The organism is Gimesia benthica, from assembly GCF_009720525.1.
GTDB classification, from domain to species: domain Bacteria; phylum Planctomycetota; class Planctomycetia; order Planctomycetales; family Planctomycetaceae; genus Gimesia; species Gimesia benthica.
In genome coordinates this window covers 6063574-6088628 of the sequence record NZ_CP043930.1, presented here as the reverse complement: position 1 = coordinate 6088628, position 25055 = coordinate 6063574, and the positions used below count along the sequence as shown (strand labels likewise).

Below are 25055 nucleotides of genomic sequence, written 5' to 3'. Positions count from 1 at the left end.
CGCAAGATTACAAGAAAGCATGTGAGCTCTTCCCCAGCGGAGTCACCCACGATGGACGGTACATGAAACCGTTCCCGATCTACGTAGACCGCGCTCAGGGTGCCCATAAATACGATGTCGACGGGAACGACATTATCGATTACTGGAGCGGCCATGGTGCATTGATCCTGGGGCACAGTCACCCGGCGATGGTCGAAGCGGTTCAGGCACAGGTCGCGAAAGGAACTCATTTCGGTGCCTGTCACGAACTAGAACTCGAATGGGGAGAGCTGGTCCGCCAGCTGGTCCCTTCCTGTGAAATGCTCCGCTTTACCAGCAGTGGAACTGAAGCGACCATGATGGCCCTGCGAGTCTCTCGGATCGCCACCGGCAAGACCAAAGTGATCAAGTTTGCCGGCCACTTCCACGGCTGGCACGATCTGCTCACCCAGGCTTCTGAGCCTCCCCACGATGACAAAAGCTACTCGATGCCCGGCGTCACGAATGGGGTCTCCGACGAACTGGTTATCATTCGTCCCAATGATCTCGAACTGGTCGAACGTACGATCGACGCACACGACCCGGCCTGTATTATTGTGGAAGCGACCGGCAGCCGCTGGGGTGTGGTTCCCCTGGAAGAGGGCTTCCTGCAGGGACTTCGCCAGCTGACCGCAGATAAAGGCGTGCTGCTGATCATGGATGAAGTCATCAGTGGTTTCCGTGTGGCCCCCGGGGGTATGCAGGAAGTCTGTGGCATTGTACCGGACCTGACTTCTCTGGCGAAAATCGTTGCTGGTGGTCTGCCAGGAGGTTGTCTGGCAGGACGGGCCGACCTGATGCAGGCGATTGCCTTCGACAACCCCTTCGGCCAGAAAATGAAACACCCCGGCACCTATAATGCCAACCCGCTCTCCGCCGCCGCCGGGATCGCCGTACTGAAAGAAGTTGCCACTGGTAAACCCTGTCGCCAGGCGAATGAAAGTGCAGCGAAGCTGCGCAGGGGTATGAATGAAGTACTCACTCGCAAGAACGTGAACTGGGCGGTCTACGGCCAGTTCTCGATCATCAAAGTCTTCCCCGGCTACGATGGCCCGCGGCCGGAAGACGATTCGTTCGTTCCGTATGACAATGACTTTGATAAGCTGGACCGTAAACATGATGCCCGACTGGGGCACGCGTTCCGTTGTGCTCTGCTGCTCAACGGCGTGGACTGGTTCGGCTGGGGAGCGATGACAACCGCTTCTCATACTGACGAAGACATCGATTTCACAGTCAATGCATTTGAACGCGCCATTGACTCACTGCGGAATGACGGCTTGATCGACTGAGGTCCTACCTGACGCAACAGGGAGTCTGTGCAGCATGGAAGAAATCTGGAAGCCAACCGCCGAGGAGGTCGAACAGGCCGTCCATAAGCAGCTTCCCGATCTGATTGAAGAGGGGCTGAAAGCCCTGTTTGTCGGGACTAATCCAGGTCTGTATTCAGCTGCGGTCGGGCATCACTTTGCCCGACCCGGCAACCGCTTCTGGCCAGCCATGCATCGGGGGAAAATCACCGAACGACTCTACTCCCCGTTTGAAGACTATAAACTGCTCAAGCGGGGTGGCGGACTGACCAACATTGTCAGCAGAGCCTCTAAACGGGCCGACGAACTCTCGAAAGAGGAGCTCTACGAGGGAGCCCGCATTCTTACGGAAAAGGTCATCAGGTACCGACCGCAGAAGGTCGTCTTTCTGGGGATCACCTCCTACCGTAAAGCGTTTCGGCAGAAAGATGCGCAGCTCGGACTGCAGAAACGCCAGATCGGGAAAGCCGACGTCTGGGTGCTGCCCAACCCCAGCGGGTTGAACGCCCACTATCAGCTCCCGGAACTGGGCAAGATCTTCGCGCGAATGTGGCGGAAATAATCCACCCATCTTACCTGTCTTACGATATCGAAATACTTTTCGATACCAAGTCGTTCTCCTCTCGGGATTTGGCTGAATCCAGCCGATTTATATCGACGATGAATAACATTAAACCGGTCAGGGAAACTGCGCAGGTATTATCCGTCTGCCTCCCGCTCCGGTCCGGAACGGTTCCGTATCCCACAGGTCTGTCGCATGCATCGTCAATCGAAATTTCGCTGGCATCGAATCGTACTGCTGCTGCTCACCGCGGCTGTACTGAGTCAGCAGGGTTGCGTGCATCGCAAACGGTATAGCCTGTCCAGCTTCTGGATCGACTACAACACATTACGGGCTCCGGCGATCTTCTTCCAGAAGCGGGACCACTTTCCTTACAAGGCGTCCCAGGTCTCTCTGTTTCACTGGCAGTACGGCGTGACACCAGGCCGGAACCTGAAATACGTACGCCCGGATCTGGTACGGGAAAATATGCCCGTCTCAGACACCTATGGTGGTATCACCCAGGCGGGCATGCTCGTAGAACAGAAAGCTGTCATCGAATCCGCGCCCGCGGTGAGTGCCAATGGTCCCATGTCGATTCCCCCTGCACCACAGCCTGCTCCGAAATCGAAGCTCCCTGCACCGCCTCAGCTCAAACTGCAGCCCAAGCCTGTTCGTAAGCCGGCGGCTACACCCCGCCGCCTCCCGCACCGGCAGCAGAGAAATTCTGATTACGGCTTCGGTGACTGCACGCGGGGCTCAAACGCGGTAATCCAGACGAAGGGCTGCCCGCGTTCATCAATGACCAGTTTGCGTACCAGCCCGGTTCCGCCGATGGCATCGCGGATCAGAATGCCCCAGGTCGTTCGCTTCTTGGAAACGTTGACTTTGATTTCATCAACGTCGATCTGTTTCTGCTGAACCTCATAATCGTCCAGCAGCATGGGAATCTCTGAGGCCTTGGAAGCGGCTACCAGAACATCACGCAGGGGGACATTGCTGAGTTCGACCGGAATCAATTCAAAATAGCGAGGCGCGGTTTTCTGGCGCGACAGTTTCAGTTCCCAGCCAATCGGCCAGGGAGACTCTGTGGCCTCCCAGGGGGTGATCAGCAGTTCCAGCGAGCCCGACGGGGTGCGTGAGGGATGAAAGGCCAGGCCATACTGCTTGAGGGCAATCGCCAGTACCGTTCCCTTGGACAGTTTGCTGAGATCGGCAGAAATCGTATCACCGGCGGGTATCTGCGAAAAACGTTTCTGTGCTTCCAGATCAAAGCGGACTGGCAGCGAACCCGGGAACTCCAGCTTGCGAACCGCCTGATCCAGGGTCAGGCCCTGGAGGTTTACTGGTGTTGCTTCAGAGAGGGCAGCAAAGACTTTTTTGAACTGTTCATTCGAAAGTCCCCACAGCGGTTTACTGTCAGGCGATCCCTGGGCACCATAGACTCTCAGCTCATTAATCCATTCCTTGAGGCGGGCGACTTCGTTACGGGCAAACTTGCGTCCAGGAAACTGAATCACACCGTTGCGATCCAGAGTACCGGTGATCCTCACCTCCCGTAGAGTCCCCCTGACATTTTCCTCGACAGCAGGTTTATCATCCAGAACGGCACGTCGGGTGCGAATCGAGATCCCCAGATCCCGAAACGTCTGCCCCCATTGCTGGGCATACAGGGCCGAACCGTCGGCTTCCATTAACAGGGTCACAGTCACGTCCGTTTTCAAAGGCGCGCCCTGCGGTTTCTCCTGCTTGGGAAACGTCACCTGGGCCGTCGTTGTCGAGACGCCGGTCAGCAGAAATGTGAGCAGGATACAGACACCAGTCAGGGGGTTTCGATATTTCATGATGATTCGAGCGATAAAAGCGAGACGGTGATTGATTTACTGTCAAACAGGCTGACAGTACCATGAGATACGGGAGATCTACTTCAGTCTCAGGAGTATAGCAGATCAGATGAGCCCTGATGAGATCAGGTTCTGTTTCAGAATTAATTACAGATCACTCTTATATAAACCATGAATCAGAGCAACATGTACAATACAATGAACAGCCTGTACCCAAATTGAATACCCCAAAGCGATTCCGGAGCCCGATGGCAATGTCTTCGATAAAAGTCTGCATCCTGTTTACCATCCTGATGATGACTTCCCCGTCCTACTCTGCGGAGAAGTCACCACTTCCTGAGGAAGCGATTTTAAACAAGCACTTACAACTTGTGCGAAAACTGAATGCCACGGAATTACGAAATGCCAGGTATGCAATCCAGCGAAAACAGCTGGCAGAAAAACTGATCGGTGAGGCAGAGAGGACGGAAGACTCGGCAAGTCGTTACGCCTTATTGCTGACTGCCCAGAAGTTATATCTCACTGGAGATGATTTTATCGGCGCCTTCCAGATTGTGGATCTCCTACAAAATGATTTCCAGATCGACAGCCTGAAAACTAAAACAGAAATCCTGGAAACGGCGGCTTCTCAACGGTTACTTAACAGACAATTCAAACAGGTCTACTTCTTGATCCCGCCGCTCATCGAGGAAGCGATTCAAAACAATAATTTTGAGACAGCGACCGCCTTAGCAAATCTGGCCAAAAAGATAGCAACCAAAACACGGGTCCATCGTTATGAAACAGCCGCCCATGAAACCAGACTGGAACTCAACGACTTGCAGAAACAGTACAGTGAATTCATTCAGAACCAGAAATCACTTCAGCAGGCTCCCCAAGATCAAAAACTGAATCTGGAAATTGGTAGATATCTCTGTTTTGTCAAAAACGAATGGCCTCAAGGACTCCAAAGGTTGGCACAAGGGGGTGATGAACCGCTGGCAAACCTGGCACGAAGCGAATCAGAAAAAGGAACTGACCCACTCGAACTGGGAGCAGCCTGGTGGAAAACCGCGGAAATGCTGCAGGGACTTTCTGCGAAACATGTCAGACAGCACGCTGCAGTCTGGTATCGCAAAGCCCTGCCTCAGTTGGAAGGCAACCAGAAAACGGAAGTAGAACAGAAATTGAACGAACTGGCGCCGACAGAATCGATTAAAGCTACCCTGGTGGCGCCTCGAAAATACTCCAGAATGATTGCCCAGGATCAGCACCGGGGTAATGCCGGTGATCGCCCGGAGGCAACAACCTATTACCTGAATTTCCCACATCCCGTTTCTGTCAATGACCTGCGACTGAGAATCCAGGGGCATGCAGCCCAAATAAATGATACCTGTAATGGTGCTATCTTTATCAGCATTGATGGTGGTGAATGGTTGGGTGTCTCGGGCTGGACGACCGAATCTTCTCGACAGGCATTGAAATTTCAAGGCTGGGTGGAACTTGAATTCACATCGCCAGACGATCTGCTGGTTCGTCAACTCCGCGTCCTGTTTCAATATCAAAGCGGAAAATCAGCCTACGTGATTAACCAAGTGATGAGTGTGGAGTAAACACAGAAAAGACACCTGGCATTCTCAGTTCTGAATCCTTATTCAGGATCTACGGAATTTCGTGCTGTTTGTGTCTTTCGTAATTCAAACTCATCCCTGTCACAAAAAAAATCCCCCGGATCAGAAGCTGATCCGGGGGACGGGAGGTCGTGTCAGTCAGGCTGCACCAGTGGTTCAGCATTTCTGACAGAGACAGGCAGTCAGGGCCGACTAGTTAAGCCAGCTCTCGTGCCTTAAGTCTAAAGGACCAGGACTAGGCGTCGATCAGACTTTCAACTTTCTTTAATTCTTCCTGAGCTTCCTTGAGACGCTTTTCAGCTGCAGAGACATCTTCCTGCTGTGCTTTCAGCGATTCCTGAGCGTTATTCAGCTCATCCTGGGCATCGGCCTTTTCTTTATCGCTGGCCGATTCCAGCTTCTGCTTCGCTTCGGCAACCTGCTTCTCCGCTTCCACAACATCTTTCTTTTCCTGGCTGATGGTTTTCTGAATCGCAGCGATGCGTTCGTTGGCGTTTTTCAGAGCATCCACTTTGGTCTGTGCGAGATTCTTACGTGCTTCTGCAACACGTTCGTCAGCATCTTTTTTTGCTTCCTGAACGTCCTGCTTAGCTGCCATCTGTGCCGCTGCCAGAGCTTTATCCAGCTCGCGTTTGGCCTTTTCTACATCATGACGTTCTTCACTGATCTCTTCCGGAGCTTCCCCTTCGCGCTGTGCTTCTTCCAGCTCTTTCATTTCTTCCTGGATCTGTTCGGTGCCGATACGGCGGGTTTCATGAACGCGTTCTTCCGCATCCTGTTTGGCTTCTGCAACCTGCTGCTGCCCTTCCTGTTTCGCCTTATCGATTTCCTTACGGGCTTCTTCGATCGATTCGGAATTGGCCTGGCATCCAACGAGAACCAGAGCGGCCAGTGCTGTTGCAGAGCTGAGTTTCATTAAAGACATGATTTTCTCCTGTGCTTTCCTTAGTGCGAACCCTGTCCTCACTGACGTCTGAGCGGGCCACTTATGAGCAAATTGACTTCACTGTAATCTGATGTATCTTCAGGTCGCTTCCTCACTCGTCAGCGATCTGCTTGAGGAAGCCTGTATTGCCTGAACATGAAAAGCAGTTTCCGTGCCAGTCATACTGGTTGTACGAAATGCAGGCGTTTTCTCAGCTTAATGCAAGTCGGATAGAAGTTCGGCAGGGCAGAAACAGCCCCCGGGCTGAACGCCGGGCAGACAGTCGGATCGCTGATCGCGCAATGCAAGGCTTGGGATCAACGTTGGTTGATAGGAATGGTAGCTTAGGTATTCAATAGACTTTTCAATACAGATGCCGCTTCAGCAGATCCAGGGGATAGATCGTATCGCGCCAGCGTACGCCTCCGTTCTTGAGTGTGATCCAGGCGGAACGCCAGAAGGCGAAGGTGAGTGCCAGCGAGGCGTAGAGCAGAAACGGGGTGATTGCCAGTCCGGAGGAAAAGATCCAGCCGAGCAGCCCGTAAGTCAGGTGCAACAATACGAGTGTCGCCAGAAAGCCGACCGTCTCTGTCAGGGGAAACATGAAGGGCATCACGAACGGTAACAGAAAAAAGAGAACGTACAGCGTCGTGACAAAACAGAGTCTGCGAACCGAATAGTAGAGTGAGGCAAAGGCGTTCTTTTCAATTCCGGTGATGACTGCCCAGGCTGAGGGCTGCCAGCGAACCTGGAGTTCATCAATTCCCAGGTAGACATCCTGCTGATAACCACTCTGCTTGATCAGCTTTCCCAGCTTGATGTCATCCAGTACATCGAGCCGAATCGTTTCCAGCCCGCCGGTCGCCTGGTAGACAGATCGCTTCAGCAGATTGAAAGCACCGATGCCCACATAGGCATGTTTCCAGCGGGTCGGGATCAGCCAGAAAAATGTTCCCGAGGCGAGCAGAAAGCCGAAGTAAGTCACGAAGGCCCGCTCGAACAGACCTCCCCTTGCCAGTCGGGGGAGCAGTGCCAGATGATCGAGTTGCTGATCCAAAAAGATTCGGGTCGCATGCGTAATAGCCTGCGGCGAAAAGATAATATCCCCATCGGTAAACAGCAGCAGTTCTCCGGTAGCCTGTTGGGCCGCCTGGTGCATCGCATGGGATTTCCCCAGCCAGTCAGCGGGCAGTTCTTCGATGTGCAGGACCTGCATCTGAACCCGGTTCTCTGCCGCAGCCCGGGCGGCGACCCGCTCCATCATCGCGCCGGTCTCATCTGTGGAGCGATCGTTGACCGCGATGATTTCGAGATTGGGATAGTCAGAAGCCAGCAGGGAATTCAGGTTCACTTCGATTGTCGCTGCTTCATCCTTCGCGGGCACTATCACAGAAATCCGCGGCCACTGGTCAGGAATCGCAGTCCGGTTCACACAGCGGGAGATCTGTTTCTGCAGCATTGTCACCAGTGATGGCCCCAGCAGAACAAGCCAGAAGACAAGCGTCGCATAGCCCCAGATGGTGATCAGCGTGGCGGTCATCGCGGGAACTTTCCGTTATTCAATCCGGGGTGCAAGCAGATCGACAATCGACTGACCGATGCGGAGCGAAGATGTCGCTGCCGGCGAGGGGGCGTTTAACACGTTGATCATGCGATCGGATTCGTCAATCAGAAAATCGTCGACCAGCGAGCCATCGGGACCGAGTGCCTGCGCCCGCACACCCGCTGGAGCAGAGACCAGATGCTCGGACCGGATCTCGGGAATCAGCCGCTGCAGCGCTTCAACAAACGCAGGCTTGCTGAAGGAGCGCCACATTTCGCCCAGACCGGTCTTCCAGTATTTGCAGGCCATCTTGAGAAAGCCGGGATAGGTGGCTGCTTCCAGCAGGTCACGCAGATTGATGTTTGATTTCGTATAACCTTCACGGGCGAACGCCCAGACGGCATTCGGACCACATTCCACGCCGCCATGAATCATTCGGGTAAAATGCACTCCCAGAAAGGGGAACTCAGGATTGGGAACCGGATAGATCAATGATTTACACAGGTGCTCCGCTTCCGGCTTGAGTTCATAGTACTCCCCCCGGAACGGGACAATCTTAGAATCGGGATGGGCGCCCCCCAGTCGAGCCACGCGGTCGCTGAACAGTCCGCCACAGTTGATGACCTGTTTCGCGGTAAAGTCACCGGCTCTGGTCTGCAGGGTAATGCCATCCGCATGATGTTTGATCCCGAAAACCTCCGCACCGGTCTGGATCAGATGCCCCTTTTCCTGAATCCGCTCACCCAGCCGGACCGCCACCTGCCTGTAATCGACAATGCCTGTTTCGGGAACATGAATCCCACGGATGCCTGCCACGTGCGGTTCGTATTCTTTGAGCCGGGCCTCGTCGATCATTTCACAGACGACACCGTTCTGCTGTCCCCGCTCAAAGATATTATCCAGGGCACCGAACTCGCTTTCGTCGACAGCCACGATCACTTTGCCGCACTCGTCCCAGGGAATCTCCTCGGCAGTGCAGAAGGCTTTCATCGCCTTGATGCCTTCGCGGCAGTTGACAGCACGCAGCGAACCAGGCTTGTAATAGATTCCCGAATGCAGGACCCCGGAGTTATGCCCTGTCTGATGCAGGGCCAGTTCGTTTTCTTTTTCGAGGATCAGCACAGAGGTCTGGGGAAAGCGCTGCGTGATCTGCCAGCCGGTCGCCAGCCCGACGATACCCCCACCAATTATTGCGACATCTGCATTTTTCATGGATGACTTCTATACTCAAATGGTTGCCGGCATCTTATACTCGGGATTCGATAATTAGATCACGGAATCTCTCTCACCTTCATGTTTATCATAACTTAGCAGGATCGGGGTTACAGGAAAACAATGGTTGAGCATGTTCGCGATTATTTAGAGCAACATCAGGATCGGTTTGTCGGAGAACTGGTTGAGTTTTTAAAAATTCCCAGTGTGAGTGCCGACTCGACTCTTAAAGCCGAAACCCGGCGGGGAGCCGAATTTGTCCAGCAGCAGATGGAAGCCGCTGGTCTGGAAAGCCAACTCATCGAAACCGCGGGACATCCGATTGTCTACGGCTCCTGGAAAAAAGCAGAGGGGAAACCGACCGTCCTCGTCTATGGTCATTACGATGTGCAGCCCCCGGATCCGCTCGATCAATGGCAGACGCCCCCCTTCGAACCCGATATCCGCGATGGTCATATCTATGCCCGCGGTGCGACCGACGACAAGGGGCAGATGTATACACACATTAAATCGGTCGAAGCCTGGATGAAGACGAAGGGAGAACTTCCCGTCAACGTGGTCTTCGTGATTGAAGGGGAAGAAGAGGTCGGCAGCGACAACCTCGATCGCTTCCTGGCAGAGAACAAGGATCTGGTTGCCTGCGATATTGCAGTGATCAGCGACACCAGCCAGTATGCACCGGGCATCCCGGCAATCACTTACGGACTGCGGGGAATCCTCGCCTGCGAAGTGATCGTCAACGGCCCGCGACAGGATCTGCACAGCGGTGTGTTTGGCGGTGCGGTCACCAATCCTGCCAACGGACTGGCCCGCATGGTCGCTGCTCTACACGATGACCAGGGCCGCGTCCAGATTCCCGGCTTTTACGACAACGTGATCGAACTCAAGCAGGAAGAACGCGACCAGTTTGCAGCCCTGCCCTTTGATGAAACGAAATTCATGTCGGACCTGGGCGTTAAGGCGGTTTCAGGGGAAGCGGACTTCAGCACACTGGAACGCCGCTGGGCACGACCGACGTGCGATGTGAACGGTATGGTCTCCGGGTACACGGGTGAAGGTCCGAAGACAATCGTACCTGCCCAGGCGCGCGTCAAAATCAGTTGCCGACTCGTTCCCGATCAGGATCCAGCCGCCTTGACCAGAGCACTGGAGCAGTTCCTGCTCGAACAGTTGCCGGCGGGACTGACCATGCAGTTCATCGATTACCATGGCTGCAAAGGACTCGTGTTCGATTTCAACAGCCCCTACATGGCGGCTGCCCGCACTGCGATTGAACAGGCTTTCGGAAGGGCTCCGGTCATGATTCGTGAAGGGGGCTCAATCCCGGTGGTCGAAACATTCCAGTCGCTGGTGGGCGTAGAAACGCTGCTCTTAGGCTGGGGACAGAATACCGACAACCTGCACAGCCCCAACGAACGTTTCTCGCTGGAAGCCTTCCGTCAGGGAACCCTGGCAAGTGCCCTGCTCTGGCAGGAACTGGCGAACATTCAGGTTTGAATTTCAGCGCAGATTGCTTGCTGAAATTTATTCAGGCGCAAGAGCCCCGAGTTTGGACAGTGCGCTTACTTCGAGTCAATCAGACCAGCTCGGGCATTGCCTTGTATTTATCGCGGTCGACCAGATAGCGGGGACGTCCCTGCAGATCGTCGATGGTAGCAGATTCGACATCGATCCCCAGGTTGCGATACAGTGAAGCGAAGACTTCCTGGAAGTGCACCGGACGATTTTCTGCGTATTCACCCAACCGGTTGGTCGAACCGATGACCTGGCCGGTCTTCATGCCGCCGCCTGCCAGCAGTGCAGTTGAGACGCGGGGCCAGTGATCGCGGCCGGAATTCGCGTTGATCTTGGGAGTCCGTCCGAATTCGCCCCAGACGACTACGGTGACGTCATCCAGCATTCCGCGGTTTTCGAGGTCTTCGACGAGTGCCGTCACACCCTGGTCGAGCATCGGCATGTCTTCGCGTCCGCGTTTGAAATTCCCGCCGTGCCAGTCCCAGCGACTGAAGGCCAGCGTGACACAACGGGCACCGGCTTCGATCAGACGCCGGGCTGTCAGAAAGTCATCCAGCAGTTTGGGACCGCCGTCTGCTCTCAGTTTAGGAGTTCCTCGACCATAACGGTCACGCAGCGCCTGATCTTCTTTCGAAAGGTCCAGAGCTTCGGCGAGTTTGCTGGAGGTCAGAATTCCAAAGGCCTGCTGGGTGAACGAATCGAGGCCGTCCATCGTGCCGGAAGCGTCTACCTGGCTACGAAACTGGTCGAGCGAGCTGAGTACTTTTTTACGGTCATTCAGGCGATCCAGGGTAATCCCGTTGAGGGTCATGTCAGCCATGCCTTCCCCGTTGGGACGGAAAGGCGCGTGTGCCAGTCCCAGGAAGCCAGGATCTCCCGCACGTGCCCATTCCATGTGGCCCATCTTGGGAGAGAGACCGAGGAACGGCGGGATTGAGGGATCGACGGCTCCGTATGTTTTCGAGAGAACCGAACCCAGGCTGGGCCAGCCGCCCAGGGGCTGGTTGTTGAAACGCTGTCCCGTGAGACACTGAAAGGCATCGTGCCGGCCATCAGAGCCAACCATGGAACGGATGAACGTGAACTTGTCTGCCATCTGCGCCATGCGGGGGAACTGATCCCCGATTTCAATGCCGGATACATTGGTCTGGATGGCGTTGAATTCACCGCGGATTTCACTGGGAGCATCGACTTTGATATCCCACATATCCTGATGCGGAGGACCTCCCGGCAGGAAGATCATGATGATGCCTTTGTGCTGCTTTCGCTTGGTGCTTGAAGATTCAGCCTGCAGCAGTTGGGGCAGCGAAAGTCCACCTAAAGCGAGCCCACCGATCTGTAGAAAGTTCCTGCGCGAAATCCGGTCACAGAATTGACTCTTTTGAGAACCCAGAATCTTGAGCATCGTATCAGGTCTCCAAATCGTTTCAGGTGGGAATATATGAGGAAGGTGAGCCGCACCGAATCAGTTTATCAATCGCCAGTCCGGTCAGCCATATTAAAAATATCGGCGAGCCCTTATGTACCAGTATAGTTGTTTTTCAGCGGAAATCCAGTGCAGATTGCATTAGCCAGACAATTTGTTCAGTGTCCCGCCGCATCTCAGAAGCGTCTAAACGCGGAAGTAACGGCAGCGACTCAAACGCTGTAGTGGTATTCTCATCCCCAAACCAGGCGACCAGGGAAGGATCTGCGTGCAGTTCATTACTTTCCCAGCGGGAAAATTCGACCGCTGGAAAACGGGACTGCAGCTCTTGAATCAACGCCAGAGACTCAGCTTGCGGCAGGCCTGCCAGTGAGAATACGAATGGCCGCTGGAGTAATCGCTGCTGGAGCTCGCCGATCGTCGTCTGTTTCACCGGATGAATAACATCGGCTGCAATCTCCACCAGCGGATCGAGCACGAAACGACGATACCAGCAGGCGGGATGTGGAACCGTCAGTTTGTCATTCTGCAGGATCAGTTGATCAAATAACAGCAGGTCCAGATCCAGTGTGCGGGCGCCCCAGCGAACCTCGCGGACCCGCCCCAGTTCCGTTTCCACGGTCTGAAGTTCTGTCAATAATGCCTCGGGAGAGAGCTCGACGGAGAGTTGGGCTGCGCCGTTCAGAAAGATCTCTTCTGTCTGACTGCCAACGGGAGTGGTTTCGATCCACTGACTGAGCTTTCCGACTACGATATCAGGGTGGGCATCCAGCCGCTGCAGGGCCCGGTCAAAGGTCTCCCGGACATTTCCCTGATTTCCACCCAGGGCGATATAGCAGTCAGGCATTGGAATTCCGGCAGTCATAAAAAGCGTAAAATGAGAGGACGACTGCCTGCAGTTTAGTGAATTGAATCAGAAGTGCAATTCCGCGGCTGCTGCTCACACTAGACGTCGAGACCTGCGAAAGTATTTCGCATTCCCGGAAATGTGCACGCTGTGAATGGCTTACATGCCGTGGTTGTGCATTTCTGTGGTGGCATTTTCGAACAGGGCATTCGTATTCGTACCCACGGCTGCGATGGCAGCCACACATGCCAGGACAATCGCGGCCAGCATCACTGCATATTCGACAGCCGTCGGTCCATCTTCTTCACAGAGTAAGTTCTTGAAAAATTGCATTGTTCGATTCCGCTATTCATACCTGTCATATTTTTCTGGAGTCCGCTGATCAGTCAGAGAGCGAACCATCCCCTCAATTCCGTAAACTATGACGCATGTTCAAATTTAACTCATATTTCTGATCGAAAGCTGGAAAAACTGGAGAAGGTGTCCAAAATTCAGCTAAAACGGTGAGAGATGCAGGTTTTTCCCGCAGGAATTAGCGGGAAAGCAACTTGAGGCTCTGTTCAGACTGGCATAATCGGTGCATCCCTGTCACAATAAGTGACAGAAGACCGCTCCCGGACCTGAGTTATCATTTTTCAGGCTGTGCCGGTAGTGAGGATTGTGCGACTCTGTTCGCTGCTTCCCATTTCGTTAACTTTATTGGACAGGATACAATTGTTATGGCCAAAGAAGAGGCCATCGAAGTCGAAGGTACTGTAACCGAGGCGCTGGCAAATACACAGTTTCGAGTCGAACTGGAAAACGGACACCAGGTTCTGGCGCACGTTGCCGGCAAAATGCGCAAGCACTTTATCCGTATTGTGCCCGGCGATAAAGTCGTGGTTGAGGTCTCTCCCTACGATCTGAATCGTGGACGCATTGTGTATCGGGAAAGGTAAAGGCCCGCGGCCTGCCTGCCCCGCTTGTGGAATTCACAGCCACAGGAATTTTCACTGACAACGTGTAATCTCCTGTTGTTGCTTTGCCTGCCGGGCTGAATTCGATACGTTCTCATCTCCCAGACCGACTTGCGTTCCCGGAAGACAAATGCCCCAGGACTCAGACCAGCTGGACTCTCTCCCGTTCGTGCAACTGTTTACCGACGGCGCCTGCCGTGGCAATCCGGGTCCGGGAGGTTGGGGAGTTATTCTGCGTCACCCCTCGACCGGTACCGAAAAAGAATTCTCAGGTGGAGAGGCAGAGACCACGAATAACCAGATGGAGCTGCAGGCAGTCATCTCCGGTCTGGAACTGTTGAAGAAACGTTCGCGGGTCGAAATCATTACCGACAGCGTCTATGTTGCGAAGGGGTCCAAAGAGTGGATGCCCAACTGGAAAAAGAACAACTGGCGCCGTCGCGAAGGGAAGAGCTGGAAGCCCGTCAAAAACGAAGAGCTCTGGCGGCGTCTGGATGAACTGCTGCAACAGCACGAGGTGCGGTTCACTCAGATTAAAGGTCACAGCGGACATCCCGAAAATGAACGCTGTGATGAACTGGCTGTCGAATATGCGTTGAAGCTGCAGAATCAGACTGATCTCTAATTTACCGGTTCCGGAATGCAATGACCGAACCTTCCCTGGACACACCGATTCAATTTCTGCAAGGAGTCGGATCGGAACGCGCCGAGTTACTGGTAAAACTGGGAATTGAAACCGTCGAAGATCTGCTCTGGCATCTGCCCCGGAGCGTACTCGATCTGACAGACGTCCGCCCCGTGAATGAACTCGAGGAGGACCAGCTGGCTTCGGTCTGCGGCAAGGTGGTTGACCTCGACGCCCGTACGATTTCCCGCGGACGGACCATCTCCGCCATTCTTCTCGACTGCGGAACCGGCTTCCTCAAGGGTACCTGGTTCAACCAGCCCTGGGTCATCAAGCGATTCTTCCAGGGGCAGTTGCTGATGTTCTCCGGCAAGCCCAAACGACGTTCGGGCAAATGGGAAATGTCGCATCCCCAATACCAGGTCCTCGAAGAAGATTTGGATGATCCCCAGGGGGTCGTGTTGCCCCGGTACAGCCTGACCGAAGGCATCAAAATGTACCAGATGCGACGCATGGTGCGGACCGCCGTAGAAGAATATGCACAGCTGATTCCCGACTACCTCCCCGAACCGTTTCGCGAAGAACACGGCCTGCTGCCGCTGGCACAGGCGGTGATCCAGATGCATAAACCACAGACAATGCAGGAATACGAAGCCGGCGTCCGTCGTGTTATCTTTGATGACCTGCTGGAATTTCAACTGGGGCTGGCCATGCGGCGGCGGCAATGGACCTGCGTTGATAACGCACCGTTGATCAAGGTCACCGCCAAAGTCGATGCCCGGATCCGACGCCTGTTTCCATTTGATTTCACTGAGGGACAGGACCAGGCCATCCAGGAGATCAAAACGGACCTGGGTTCCGGTCGCGCCATGCATCGCATGCTGCAGGCGGACGTGGGTGCGGGAAAAACGGCAATCGCGATCTACGCCATGCTCGCGACAATCGCCGCTGGCAAACAGGCGGTTCTGATGGCCCCCACAGAACTGCTGGCTGTCCAGCACTGGGATACGATTAATCGCATCCTGAACCAGAGTCGGGTCAAACGATGCGTGCTGACGGGCAGCCTGTCCTCAGCAGAGCGGAAAGCCACGCTGGAACAGATCGCTTCTGGTGAGCAGCAATTGATTGTCGGCACCCAGGCCGTGGTCCAGAAAGATGTGCAATATCACGATCTGGGACTGGTGATTATCGACGAACAGCATAAGTTTGGCGTGATGCAGCGGGCACACTTCACCAGCGAAGAGAATACGCCCCACATGCTGGTGATGACGGCCACCCCCATTCCCCGCAGCCTCTGTCTCACTCAGTTCGGTGAACTGGATATCTCGATCAATTCAGAACTCCCGCCGGGCAGACAGCCTGTCACCACCAGTCGGATCTCGACGACTCCTCAACGGAAGAAAGCCTGGGATTTTCTGCGGGCTCAAATCGAGGCCGGCAGGCAGGCCTATATCGTCTGTCCGCGGATCGACTCCGAGCTCGAGGAAAACAGCCGATCCAGTGCGGAAGAAGTCTATCGCAAACTGCAGAAAAGCGAGCTGGCCAATGCCTCGATCGGCCTGGTGCACGGCCAGATGGATCGCGAAGAGCGGGCTCAGATCATGGAGCAGTTCCACCAGGGCCAGATCCAGGTGCTGGTCTCCACGACAGTGGTTGAAGTGGGAGTCGATGTGCCCAACGCCACCTTAATGGTGATCCTGCAGGCAGACCGCTTCGGACTCTCTCAGTTACATCAGCTTCGTGGCCGCGTCGGTCGAGGTATTCATCCCGGATACTGTTTTCTGTTTTCTTATACGGAAAGCGAGGAGGCACTCAAGCGACTGGCCGTCATGGAACAGACGACCAACGGCTTCGAGATTGCCGAAGCGGACTTTCAGGCCCGTGGTCCGGGTGACATCTTCGGAACCCGCCAGCATGGAGAGTTGCCGCTGCGTGTCGCCGACCTCAGGCGCGATGACGACCTGTTACAGGAAACCCGCGAGATAGCACTCCGACTGGTCGAAAAAGGGGAGTTTGATCAGCCCCGTTTTGCACCGCTGAAGATTCGCGTCCTGGACCGGTTCGGACAGCTGCTGGACCTGGGACAGAGTGGTTAAACGCTGTCAGGTCTGGACGCGATTCGAGAACCAGGCAGCCAGCGTTCCATTGGCAATCACCGGAAACCAGGCAGCCTGATCGGGCTTGAGCAGGTTGGCACTGCCCATGTAAAGAAAACATTGGGAGATGGCAAAGATCACCCCCATCACACAGGAACAGATGGCGATGTTCAGAATCTGGCTGCGGCTCTCCTTCCGGAGCACGAAAGGAATCGCCATCAGTACGGCGATCAGGTTCATGAACGGTCGCGTCAATCGGGAATGCAGGTCGAGTTTCTGCTTGCGAATGGAGAGATCACTGAACGAGGGATTGTTAATCCGGGCGATCAGTTCGGGCGTCGAAATCAGCGAGCTGGAATTACGGTTACACAACTGATCGCAGCCCACGTCAGTTACGATGAAAATATCATTGGGATTCTTGCCCGGTAGAATCATCTTACGGGCGAAGGCCGCGATATCCAGGTCTTCATACTTCGGGAGTGCATCCTGCAGCACCCAGCCACCAGGCCGCGTTTCGGTCCCGGAAATGTAGTGTGCATGGGGGGCCTTGACGGTTACAAAATCGTGCACGGTCGGCTTGGAGAGAACGAACTCCGCATTCACCATCCGCTGTTCCGTGAGATAAAGTTCCTGACCATTGATCATGATCCGGGTACTGAAATCATAGACCGGCTCAACGAACTGCGCACTGGTATCCATCTTTCCCCGTTCTGCCTGAACCTTGTCGGCAATGCTGGGAATAACCAGTTCCTGGTTGGCAATGATAAAACAGTTGACGATGACCGTCGCGATGGTCAGTGGAATCGCCAGGCGATACGTCGGAATGCCGGCGGAAAGCACGGGGTTGAGTTCCCCATGTCTTACCATCAGTGAGAACACGACCACAGCAGCCAGCACGGTCAGAATCGGACTGACCATATCAAAGAAGACACTGGACTGATACAGATAGGTCTCGGCCATCAGCCAGAGCAGCCCCCCAGAGGAATCACCTTCCTTCAGACCAGCCTGGAATTCATCGATATTTGTGAATCCGTCAAAGACGACATATAGACCATAGGTGGCTATGAATCCGATGATGAACACATGGAAATATCGTTTCAGAAGATAACGGTCAAAAGTTGTAAACACGGTTTCCGGTCGCTGTCAGAGACTTAATCGAGAATGGATATCTCAAATCTGAGATTGTGGGGCGGGTATTACATCGCAATCCCCGAAATGGGTCAATATCAGGAACCAGAACTGAATGTATACACCAGAACACACCCTGGTTTTTGATGACTTTTTGGCACTTCAAAATCAGTCAGAGTGGCGTTTATTGTGAATTTCCAAAAACAGTGAGAAAAGAAACTTGCATAAGTCATTTCATTTTTGCAGTTTATGGGCTATTCGAGCTTTTAGGAACTTTCCAACTCTCGACATTTAATCCGCGTAGTGAATAATACTCACGGAGCAGAGTGATCTCAAAACTGTCAGAAACATCAAAGGTTTTTGATTACTTTAGCTAATTTAAAAGCTATCTTTTGGGAGTATTCAATTTCGAATTGAGTCGTCTGAATCTGATTTTTATGAGGGGAAGATCGAGTGGTACGTAAAGATGCAATAATTCGGTTGCACAAGCAACTGTTGAACCGCCGCGATGAGCTCACCAAGCTTGTGAACGACAGTTCAGAAGGCTCCTCCGCCAGCCAGTCCTCCGTGGAGGACAGTGGTGACGCCGCGATTCGCCAGACACGACAGGATCTGGAATCTCACCTGGCAGAGCTGGAATACAAAGAACTGATGCAGATTCGACGTGCGATCTCCCTGATTCAGGAAGGACGTTACGGTCACTGCGAGAGCTGCAATAAGAATATACCGATTGCACGGCTTAAAGCGGTTCCTTACACGATGTTTTGTGTCAGTTGTGCACAACAGCGCGAATCGATGGGTTTATCCACGAGTGATGTTCATGGCGATTGGGAAAACGCCTACGAGTTCGAAGGACGTCTTAACGATCAGGAGTACAGAATTCACGATTTGGATCTCGAAAAATAATACCCCCCTCCGATAATAAACGACACAGGGTCACGCTCGACCGACTGCGTTTATTATCTGATCTCTCCACAACACGATGCCCCCTCATTCCTGTTACGATTCCCGGAGAGTGTGATTGCAGTCAATCACCAGACCCTGCTTTGTTACTGGAAGCCCGCGTGGATTCAGCTGGACTTCCGTAATCAAATCGTTCGGCACTTGGCGAAGGATTGCCTTATTTTGCCGTGGTCAGCAATAAGCTGAAATGCAAAAAAAGATCCTGGGTCACGCTGAGAGATTTGCAACATGAAGAATCGATATCCTTTGCTGGCAGTCATTGCCATCATTGTCTCCATTTCGTTGTGGAATACCTGCTTCGAGTCACCGCTCAGTTCGCGTCAGCTGGAAGCGAAGATTCCTTCTCAGGGTAATGCCCGTCAACCAAATGCAGCGATGTTGTCTTCCGCATCTTCTCTGCACGATGGAAGCAAGCATCTCGCCAAGATCGCTAAACTCGCGACCCCCAGTGTCGTCCACATCCAGTGCGAACGGCAGACTCCCCGTGGCGCAGTTGAAGAAACCGGATCCGGTGTCATCGTTCGCGGTGAGGGAAAACCAGGGTTATTCATTGTTACCAACCGCCACGTCGTGCGTGACTCAAACGGACCTGCGATTTCAATCCAACTGCACGATGGACGCGTCATCAACCCGACTCATAAATGGGAAGATAAAGATACCGACCTGGCGATCCTCAAAATTGACGTGACCGATGTCACTCCGGCCGACTGGGGCGACAGTGACAAACTGGATATTGGTCACATGGTCCTGGCCATGGGCAGTCCGTTTGGTCTGAGTGAATCGGTGACTCTGGGTATTATCAGCGCCAAAGGACGCCGTTCACTGCAATTGGGAAGCGGGTCAGAGGTACTGAACCAGAACTTCCTGCAGACTGACGCCGCCATCAACCCGGGAAACAGCGGGGGTCCACTGATTGACCTCGAAGGCAAAATTATCGGGATCAACACTGCAATCGCTTCCAACAGTGGTGGTAACGACGGAATCGGATTCAGTATCCCCAGCAAGCTGGTACAACACGTCTTTACGCAGCTCCTGAAGTACGGACAGGTCTATCGCGCTTACCTGGGTGTCCAGCTCGATCCGGAATTCAGTATCGGGACTGCAACCCGACTGAATATGGACCGTGTGCGTGGTGCCCGCGTGGTAAAAGTGATTTCTAATACGCCGGCTTCCCGCGCCAACCTGAAATACGATGACATCATTCTCAGTTTCGGCGGTATTGACGTTCTGGATCAGAACCACCTGATCAACCTGGTCTCTCTGACACCAATCGAACATCGTGTGAGTGTCGTTCTGCTGAGAGATGGCCGTAAAGTCAACGTGATGGTGGAACTGGCGAACCGCCGGATTCTGGACGAACTGGAACGCAAACAGCGCGAATCACAACAGTCTTCCCGACGTTTTGGCACCTCTGCTGAGCCGATGAGCTTCCACAAAGTCAAACACACATCCGCCACAGAGGATCTGGCAGGACTGGGGGTTCAGCCCATGAATGCAGATCTGGCTGCTCAACTTGGTTTCGCACAGGGCCAGGCAGGTCTGCTGGTCTTGAGTGTCGACGAACAGAGTTCATTCTCTGGCGTGGTCGATCTCTATGATGTAATCGAAGAAGTCGCTGGTTCACCAGTCCACAGTCTGCAGGACTTTCGCCAGGCACTGGATCAGCATCGAGATCTTAAATCGCTCGTCCTGAAAATTTCTCGCGGCAAGCCGGGAGTCGTTCAGCAGCAACTCGTCATCTGGCAGAGGTAGTCGCAGACCGGCACGAGATTTCCCCAACCTCGACATGCCATCCCGCTGCAGACAGACAGCCGGGCCAATAATCCCAAACGTATTCAAACCAGACTCGTTTCGTTGTTCAACAAGGGTTCTGCTTCAACGAAAAAAGCCAGGTCAGAAATGTACTGACCTGGCTTCGGTTTGAATCTTCGATTCGCAGAGAACTTAGTCGCGGTAGAAGCGAGTCAGTTCTTCGAACAGCAGAGGATCGCGGATCGAATCGCTGGCGAGACGAGCCCGGAACCGCTGGTTACCTTCGACACTGCCGCGTACGATGACCTGGAACTGAACCGAGTCACCAGGTGCCAGACCTGCCAGAGATTTGAAGACGACCACACCGTTCTCAGCGATGTGCTGAGTAGGACCGGTGGCAGAGATCAGCTCAACTCCGGGAGGCAGTTCGCAGGAGACAGAAACGTTCTGGGCAGATTTACTACCGTCGTTCTTGACTACCACGTTGTAACCTGTTTCGGCTCCGATTTCGACCGGATCGTTCAGGTCGGCAATTTCCAGAACCAGCTGGGCGACCCCTTCGATGCGTGTCTGAATCTGTGCATCGGATTTCACGTTGTGTTCAGACAGAGCACGTACGTGGTGCACGTAGTTGCCGATAGTTTTGGTCTTGAGTTCGACGTTGACATTGGCTGACTGACCGGGCTCCATACGTCCCAGGAACCAGCTGATGGTGGAGTCTTCAGGATTGAACTGACCGCCACGATCGGCTTTGACGAATTCGAATCCTTCAGGAACTTTATGCAGCACGCGAACGTTGTTGGTAGCAGCTGCACCATCATTGACAGTGGAAATTGTGTACTGTGCAGAACGGCCTTTGTAACGCAGTCCGGGACCTTCGATGGCGACCTGAACCTTGGGAGCGATCACATTCACACGAGCCTGAGTTTCCTGAGCCAGGCCACCTTCAGCTTTAGCGACAACTTTCACAACCTGTTCGCCACCCAGGACAGCTGCCAGGGCCAGACGGATGGTGCGGGTTTCGCCAGGATTCAGCGAGCCGACCTGCATCTGCAGATACTCGGCAGTCACGTGTTCCAGGCCTTTAGGAATTTCAGCTTCCAGCACAACATTGTGCAGGGTACCTGTTCCCGGGTTGGAGATGGTGACTGACTGTGAAGCAGGCTCACCAATCATGACATTGGTAGGACCTTTAACTGCGACCTGCAACAGAGGCTCAGCAACCATGAAGGACTCAGTCAGAGAGTTGGTAAACCGAACATTCGCTGCAGCGGTAATCGCACCTCGCTGGCTGGGGATCATTGAGATCTCAATGGTTTTGGTTTCACCGGCGTTCAGTGATTCAAACTTCCATTCGAGATGATCATGGCTGGCACTGGGCCGGGGAGTGGCATCTGTCAGACGAACTGATACCGGGAAGAAGGCTTCCACGACGACGTCCCTGGCAGATGCTTTACCTTCGTTGGTGACTTCCAGTGCGAACTCGCATTCCTGGCCAACGTTGATTTCACTTTTCTTAATCCACTTGTGAGACACTTTGGCTTTCGCAACTTCAGAGGCAGTTCCGACAGGCTTCACCTGCACGGCTGCTGCACGACGTTTCTGAGGTGTGGAAGTAATGGTTACACCGGAAGGCTGAGCAACAGTTTCTTCCTGTGCAGCTTTTCCGAAGGTCAGATGATGTTTGTTTTCTACAGTCTGATTATCCGGAATCCGGGGAATGGTCAAACCAGGTGCCTGAGGAGCAGGCTGTTTGAATTCGGTGGGCGTCCGGAATGGATTCTGACCGCTGCCGGCACTGACCTGCTGAATTTTGCCCTGTGTACCTTTATGATGCTGAAACTCAGCATGCACAATATTCTTTTTAGACTGATCCGCATTGAACTCTTCAAAACGGTACCGCTTCTGCTCTCCAGCCGGTTCCGCGTGGTCTACCTGCTGAAAAGCGGACTGCTTGACTTCAGCCTGCTGTTGTTTCTGCTCCAGGCGACGGTAAGGGCGTTCCTGACCGAACAGCTCCTTGTAGTAGTTCGGTACCTGGGACATACGGGCTTTACCGGTGGGCTGGTACTCTGCACCAGGCTGAGCCGCAGTCTGCTTCGGCTGGGAAATGGTGATATTTCCCGAGGTGCCGGCAGCTTCACCCGTAGACTTCTGTCCGGAGAAGTACTGAATACTGGCTTTGGAATTGGAAGGGGGAGCAGAATCAAAGGGAGACTTTGATTCCATCATGCGATCATCGGCGGTTGCGATACTCGCACTCATTACCATGGTTGAAAATATCGCGAGCATCTTTTTTCCGCGTCGCATTGTGTTTCTCCTTACCGATAGGAACTTACTGCTGGATAGGGATGTTTGAGTTACTGGATTTGACATGATGAGAATTGTGAGAGCTGTAGTATCTGGATCATGCACAGGAAGGTTTTCTACTTTTATCCATCTCTCTCTATCGGGTGTAACGATTCACATAATTGAACGAGTTGTAATGATTTTTTAAAATAAATTGGAATTATAAGCTTTTCCGGTTATTCCGATTGCACCACTGCCTGTACTTCACAGAGCACGACCAATAACATAATCCACTATCAGATCAACACTTAAGAACGACACACCATCCCAAAATCGATTCCAGAATCATCCACAGTCCCCTAACCTTCCCATTCTGGCAAACAGGAGCCTGCAGTTGAAACCGGGCTCACAAATCAGGCAAAACACGATTTTCATTTTCTGGCGATTGACTCATGGTCACTCAGACTCAAAATGACTGTTAGCTTACAGTCCGGCACCGGATCCCTTATTTTCGAGACATACAGCAGGCATATATGAGTTTATCCGCTTCAGAGACAGGCCATTCCATGCGTCAGCACAAGACGCTGAAGGTCTACCTGCTGGGCTGTGTGGACTTTGATTCCCTGCTGACACTGCAGGAACGGGCTCTGCAAGAGATCCATTACCAGCAGGACGAGTCCGCAGTTCTGTTTGTCTGTGAACACCCGCCCATCGTTACAGTGGGGCGTGAAGGCAGCCATCACCAGCTGTCCGGGGCCTATCACGACCTGAAGGCGAAACAGATTGAGGTTCGCTGGACGAATCGGGGAGGCGGAGCCCTGCTGCATGCCCCCGGGCAACTGGCCGTTTATCCCCTGTTCCCCCTCAAACAGCTGGGCATTGGCATCAGCGAATTCCGGGATCATCTGCAGAGGGCAACACGCAGTGCAGCCGGCGAGCAGGGTGTCGACTGTGAAACCTGTCCGGATGACTCAGGAATTTTGGGCCGTTGTGGACAGTTTGCCTTTCTGGGGGCTGCGATCAAATCCTGGATTTCTTACTATGGTTTGTATATTAATGTGTCTCCTGATATGAAACTGCAGCGTCTGATCGACGCCAATCGATTTGACCACCGCGTGACTTCCCTGTCGGCAACGCTCACGCGGGAAGCCAGTATGGGTTCGGTTCGCGAAAGCATGATTCGCAACCTGGCTCAGCAGTTCGGCTATCCGGATCCCCACATTTTTACACGACACCCGTTACTGCATCGAGTAAAGAAGAAAGTTTATGTCGACACTTAATATCATCACCGATCCCGCCCCCGCACCCCGGCAGCGTCTTCCCAAGTGGCTCAAACGGCCCATGCCGAAGCCCGGCATGGCTTTCACCAGCAACGTGATCGAAGACCTCAATCTGGTCACCGTCTGCGAAAGTGCCAAATGCCCGAATCGCACCGAATGCTGGTCGCATAAAACAGCGACCCTGATGATCCTGGGAAATGTCTGCACGCGACCTTGCGGGTTCTGCTCGATCGCCAAGGGGAAAACCGAAACCGTACAGTTGGACGAACCCGAACGCGTAGCGGAAGCAGCCGCCCGTCTGGGCCTCGAACATGTGGTGATTACCTCTGTCACGCGTGACGATCTGCCCGACGGCGGGGCAGAACACTTCTATAACTGCATCCTGGCAGTCCGCGAACGGACCGGGGCAGACATCGAAGTCTTGACTCCTGACTTCCGTGGTAATCGTGATGCCATTCAGCGGGTGATTGAAGCTCATCCTGATGTGTTTAACCACAACACCGAAACGGTGCCGCGTCTGTATCACCGCGTCCGTCGGAACGCCGTCTATCAGCGGACCCTGGATCTGCTGAAGCAGGTGAAAGATACTGATCCGAGCATCGTCACGAAAAGTGGTTTGATGCTGGGGCTCGGCGAAACACGCGAGGAAATACTCGAAGTCTGTGCCGATCTGCGGGCCGTTGGCTGTGACATTGTGACCATCGGCCAGTACCTGCAGCCTACGCCTGAGAACCTGCCGGTTGAGCGTTTCCTGCCGCCGGAAGAATTCGATGAAGTGGGCGATCAGGTGCGGGCACTGGGATTCAAACTGGTGGCCAGTGGTCCCTTCGTCCGTTCCAGTTATCATGCAGGCGAAATGGCATCGGTACTGGGGAAAGAGTCCTGAATGCCGACCCCGATCACGGTTCCTCCCCTGAAAAATCAGGATCAGAAACTGACGGTCAGTCTCTGGCTGACACGAACGGGAGAACCGGTTAACCGGGGAGACCGGGTTGTCGAACTTCTGATTCCCGGTGTGACATTCGATGTGGCGGCCCCCTGCACCGGAACGCTTGCCCGTTGTGAATGTCGATCCGGAGACGAAGTGCACGAGGGGACCGTGCTGGGCTGGATCGAATCTTCCGAAGCCAGCCCGTCAGACGAAACAGCTGACTCTGGACCTGAGTGATCAGAAACGG

General features: G+C 53.8%; 21 protein-coding genes. 12 read left to right on the top strand and 9 right to left on the bottom strand.

Going from position 1 to position 25055, the window contains the following annotated elements; translation table 11 throughout:
* Positions 1–62: 62 nt before the first annotated feature.
* Both F1728_RS23605 and mug read left to right on the top strand, forming a co-directional pair.
* Entirely contained in the window at positions 63–1307 is a 1245-nt protein-coding gene (locus F1728_RS23605; RefSeq protein ID WP_228030316.1) for an aspartate aminotransferase family protein, read from the top strand.
* Between the two features lie 34 nt (positions 1308–1341).
* Positions 1342–1887: a G/U mismatch-specific DNA glycosylase gene (gene mug / locus F1728_RS23600; protein ID WP_155366124.1), complete on the top strand. Its 546-nt coding sequence runs from the start codon at positions 1342–1344 to the stop codon at positions 1885–1887.
* 710 nt (positions 1888–2597) lie between these two features.
* On the opposite strand, the gene F1728_RS23595 is transcribed toward mug, so the two are convergent.
* Positions 2598–3710 (bottom strand): hypothetical protein, encoded by a 1113-nt coding sequence (locus F1728_RS23595; protein WP_155366123.1) that lies wholly within the window; start codon positions 3708–3710, stop codon positions 2598–2600.
* Between the two features lie 254 nt (positions 3711–3964).
* On the opposite strand from F1728_RS23595, the gene F1728_RS23590 reads away from it, so the two are divergent.
* Positions 3965–5302 (top strand): hypothetical protein, encoded by a 1338-nt coding sequence (locus F1728_RS23590; RefSeq protein ID WP_155366122.1) that lies wholly within the window; start codon positions 3965–3967, stop codon positions 5300–5302.
* 253 nt (positions 5303–5555) lie between these two features.
* Here F1728_RS23590 and F1728_RS23585 read toward each other — a convergent pair whose 3' ends face one another.
* From F1728_RS23585 to lhgO, 3 genes are all read right to left on the bottom strand, one after another.
* The gene (locus F1728_RS23585; RefSeq protein WP_155366121.1) at positions 5556–6245 is read right to left on the bottom strand and encodes a coiled-coil domain-containing protein; all 690 of its coding nucleotides are present in this window, start codon (positions 6243–6245) and stop codon (positions 5556–5558) included.
* A gap of 364 nt (positions 6246–6609) precedes the next feature.
* A complete protein-coding gene (locus tag F1728_RS23580) occupies positions 6610–7785 on the bottom strand; it encodes a glycosyltransferase (RefSeq protein WP_155366120.1) in 1176 nt (391 codons plus the stop codon).
* 15 nt (positions 7786–7800) lie between these two features.
* Entirely contained in the window at positions 7801–9000 is a 1200-nt protein-coding gene (gene lhgO, locus F1728_RS23575) for an L-2-hydroxyglutarate oxidase (RefSeq protein WP_155366119.1), read from the bottom strand.
* Positions 9001–9123: 123 nt separating this feature from the next.
* Between lhgO and F1728_RS23570 the strand changes: the two genes are divergently transcribed.
* Positions 9124–10497, top strand: coding sequence for a dipeptidase (locus F1728_RS23570; RefSeq protein ID WP_155366118.1), 1374 nt, complete (start codon positions 9124–9126; stop codon positions 10495–10497).
* 79 nt (positions 10498–10576) lie between these two features.
* Here the strand turns inward: F1728_RS23570 and F1728_RS23565 are convergent, their stop codons facing one another.
* The 3 genes from F1728_RS23565 to F1728_RS23555 all read right to left on the bottom strand — a co-directional run bounded on the left by F1728_RS23565 (position 10577) and on the right by F1728_RS23555 (position 13121).
* Entirely contained in the window at positions 10577–11920 is a 1344-nt protein-coding gene (locus F1728_RS23565; RefSeq protein WP_155366117.1) for a DUF1501 domain-containing protein, read from the bottom strand.
* 136 nt (positions 11921–12056) lie between these two features.
* Positions 12057–12788, bottom strand: a complete 732-nt coding sequence (gene folK, locus F1728_RS23560) for a 2-amino-4-hydroxy-6-hydroxymethyldihydropteridine diphosphokinase (protein WP_194242489.1) — start codon at positions 12786–12788, stop codon at positions 12057–12059.
* Between the two features lie 159 nt (positions 12789–12947).
* Positions 12948–13121: a Flp family type IVb pilin gene (locus F1728_RS23555; RefSeq protein WP_149339099.1), complete on the bottom strand. Its 174-nt coding sequence runs from the start codon at positions 13119–13121 to the stop codon at positions 12948–12950.
* 386 nt (positions 13122–13507) lie between these two features.
* On the opposite strand from F1728_RS23555, the gene infA reads away from it, so the two are divergent.
* The 3 genes from infA (at position 13508) to recG (ending at position 16465) form a co-directional block, all read left to right on the top strand.
* Entirely contained in the window at positions 13508–13726 is a 219-nt protein-coding gene (infA, locus tag F1728_RS23550) for a translation initiation factor IF-1 (RefSeq protein WP_002643979.1), read from the top strand.
* Between the two features lie 148 nt (positions 13727–13874).
* Positions 13875–14369 (top strand): ribonuclease HI, encoded by a 495-nt coding sequence (gene rnhA, locus F1728_RS23545; RefSeq protein WP_155366115.1) that lies wholly within the window; start codon positions 13875–13877, stop codon positions 14367–14369.
* Between the two features lie 20 nt (positions 14370–14389).
* Positions 14390–16465: an ATP-dependent DNA helicase RecG gene (gene recG / locus F1728_RS23540; RefSeq protein ID WP_155366114.1), complete on the top strand. Its 2076-nt coding sequence runs from the start codon at positions 14390–14392 to the stop codon at positions 16463–16465.
* Between the two features lie 6 nt (positions 16466–16471).
* On the opposite strand, the gene F1728_RS23535 is transcribed toward recG, so the two are convergent.
* Positions 16472–17593 (bottom strand): LptF/LptG family permease, encoded by a 1122-nt coding sequence (locus tag F1728_RS23535; RefSeq protein ID WP_155366113.1) that lies wholly within the window; start codon positions 17591–17593, stop codon positions 16472–16474.
* A 453-nt stretch (positions 17594–18046) separates the two neighbouring features.
* Here F1728_RS23535 and F1728_RS23530 point away from each other — a divergent pair, with 453 nt between their 5' ends.
* Both F1728_RS23530 and F1728_RS23525 read left to right on the top strand, forming a co-directional pair.
* The gene (locus tag F1728_RS23530; protein ID WP_145042414.1) at positions 18047–18499 is read left to right on the top strand and encodes a TraR/DksA family transcriptional regulator; all 453 of its coding nucleotides are present in this window, start codon (positions 18047–18049) and stop codon (positions 18497–18499) included.
* Between the two features lie 285 nt (positions 18500–18784).
* Positions 18785–20308 (top strand): trypsin-like peptidase domain-containing protein, encoded by a 1524-nt coding sequence (locus F1728_RS23525; RefSeq protein WP_155366112.1) that lies wholly within the window; start codon positions 18785–18787, stop codon positions 20306–20308.
* A gap of 192 nt (positions 20309–20500) precedes the next feature.
* On the opposite strand, the gene F1728_RS23520 is transcribed toward F1728_RS23525, so the two are convergent.
* A complete protein-coding gene (locus tag F1728_RS23520; RefSeq protein WP_194242488.1) occupies positions 20501–22618 on the bottom strand; it encodes a COG1361 family protein in 2118 nt (705 codons plus the stop codon).
* Positions 22619–23130: 512 nt separating this feature from the next.
* On the opposite strand from F1728_RS23520, the gene F1728_RS23515 reads away from it, so the two are divergent.
* From F1728_RS23515 to F1728_RS23505, 3 genes are read left to right on the top strand one after another with little or no spacing between them, the layout of a single operon-like run.
* Complete coding sequence (locus tag F1728_RS23515; RefSeq protein WP_155366110.1) at positions 23131–23877, top strand: lipoyl(octanoyl) transferase LipB; 747 nt, start codon at positions 23131–23133, stop codon at positions 23875–23877.
* Positions 23864–24763, top strand: coding sequence for a lipoyl synthase (gene lipA, locus F1728_RS23510; protein ID WP_145042418.1), 900 nt, complete (start codon positions 23864–23866; stop codon positions 24761–24763). The genes F1728_RS23515 and lipA overlap by 14 nt, the downstream gene beginning before the upstream one ends.
* On the top strand, positions 24764–25045 hold the full coding sequence (locus F1728_RS23505) for a biotin/lipoyl-containing protein (protein ID WP_155366109.1): 282 nt from the start codon (positions 24764–24766) through the stop codon (positions 25043–25045).
* Positions 25046–25055 lie beyond the last annotated feature (10 nt).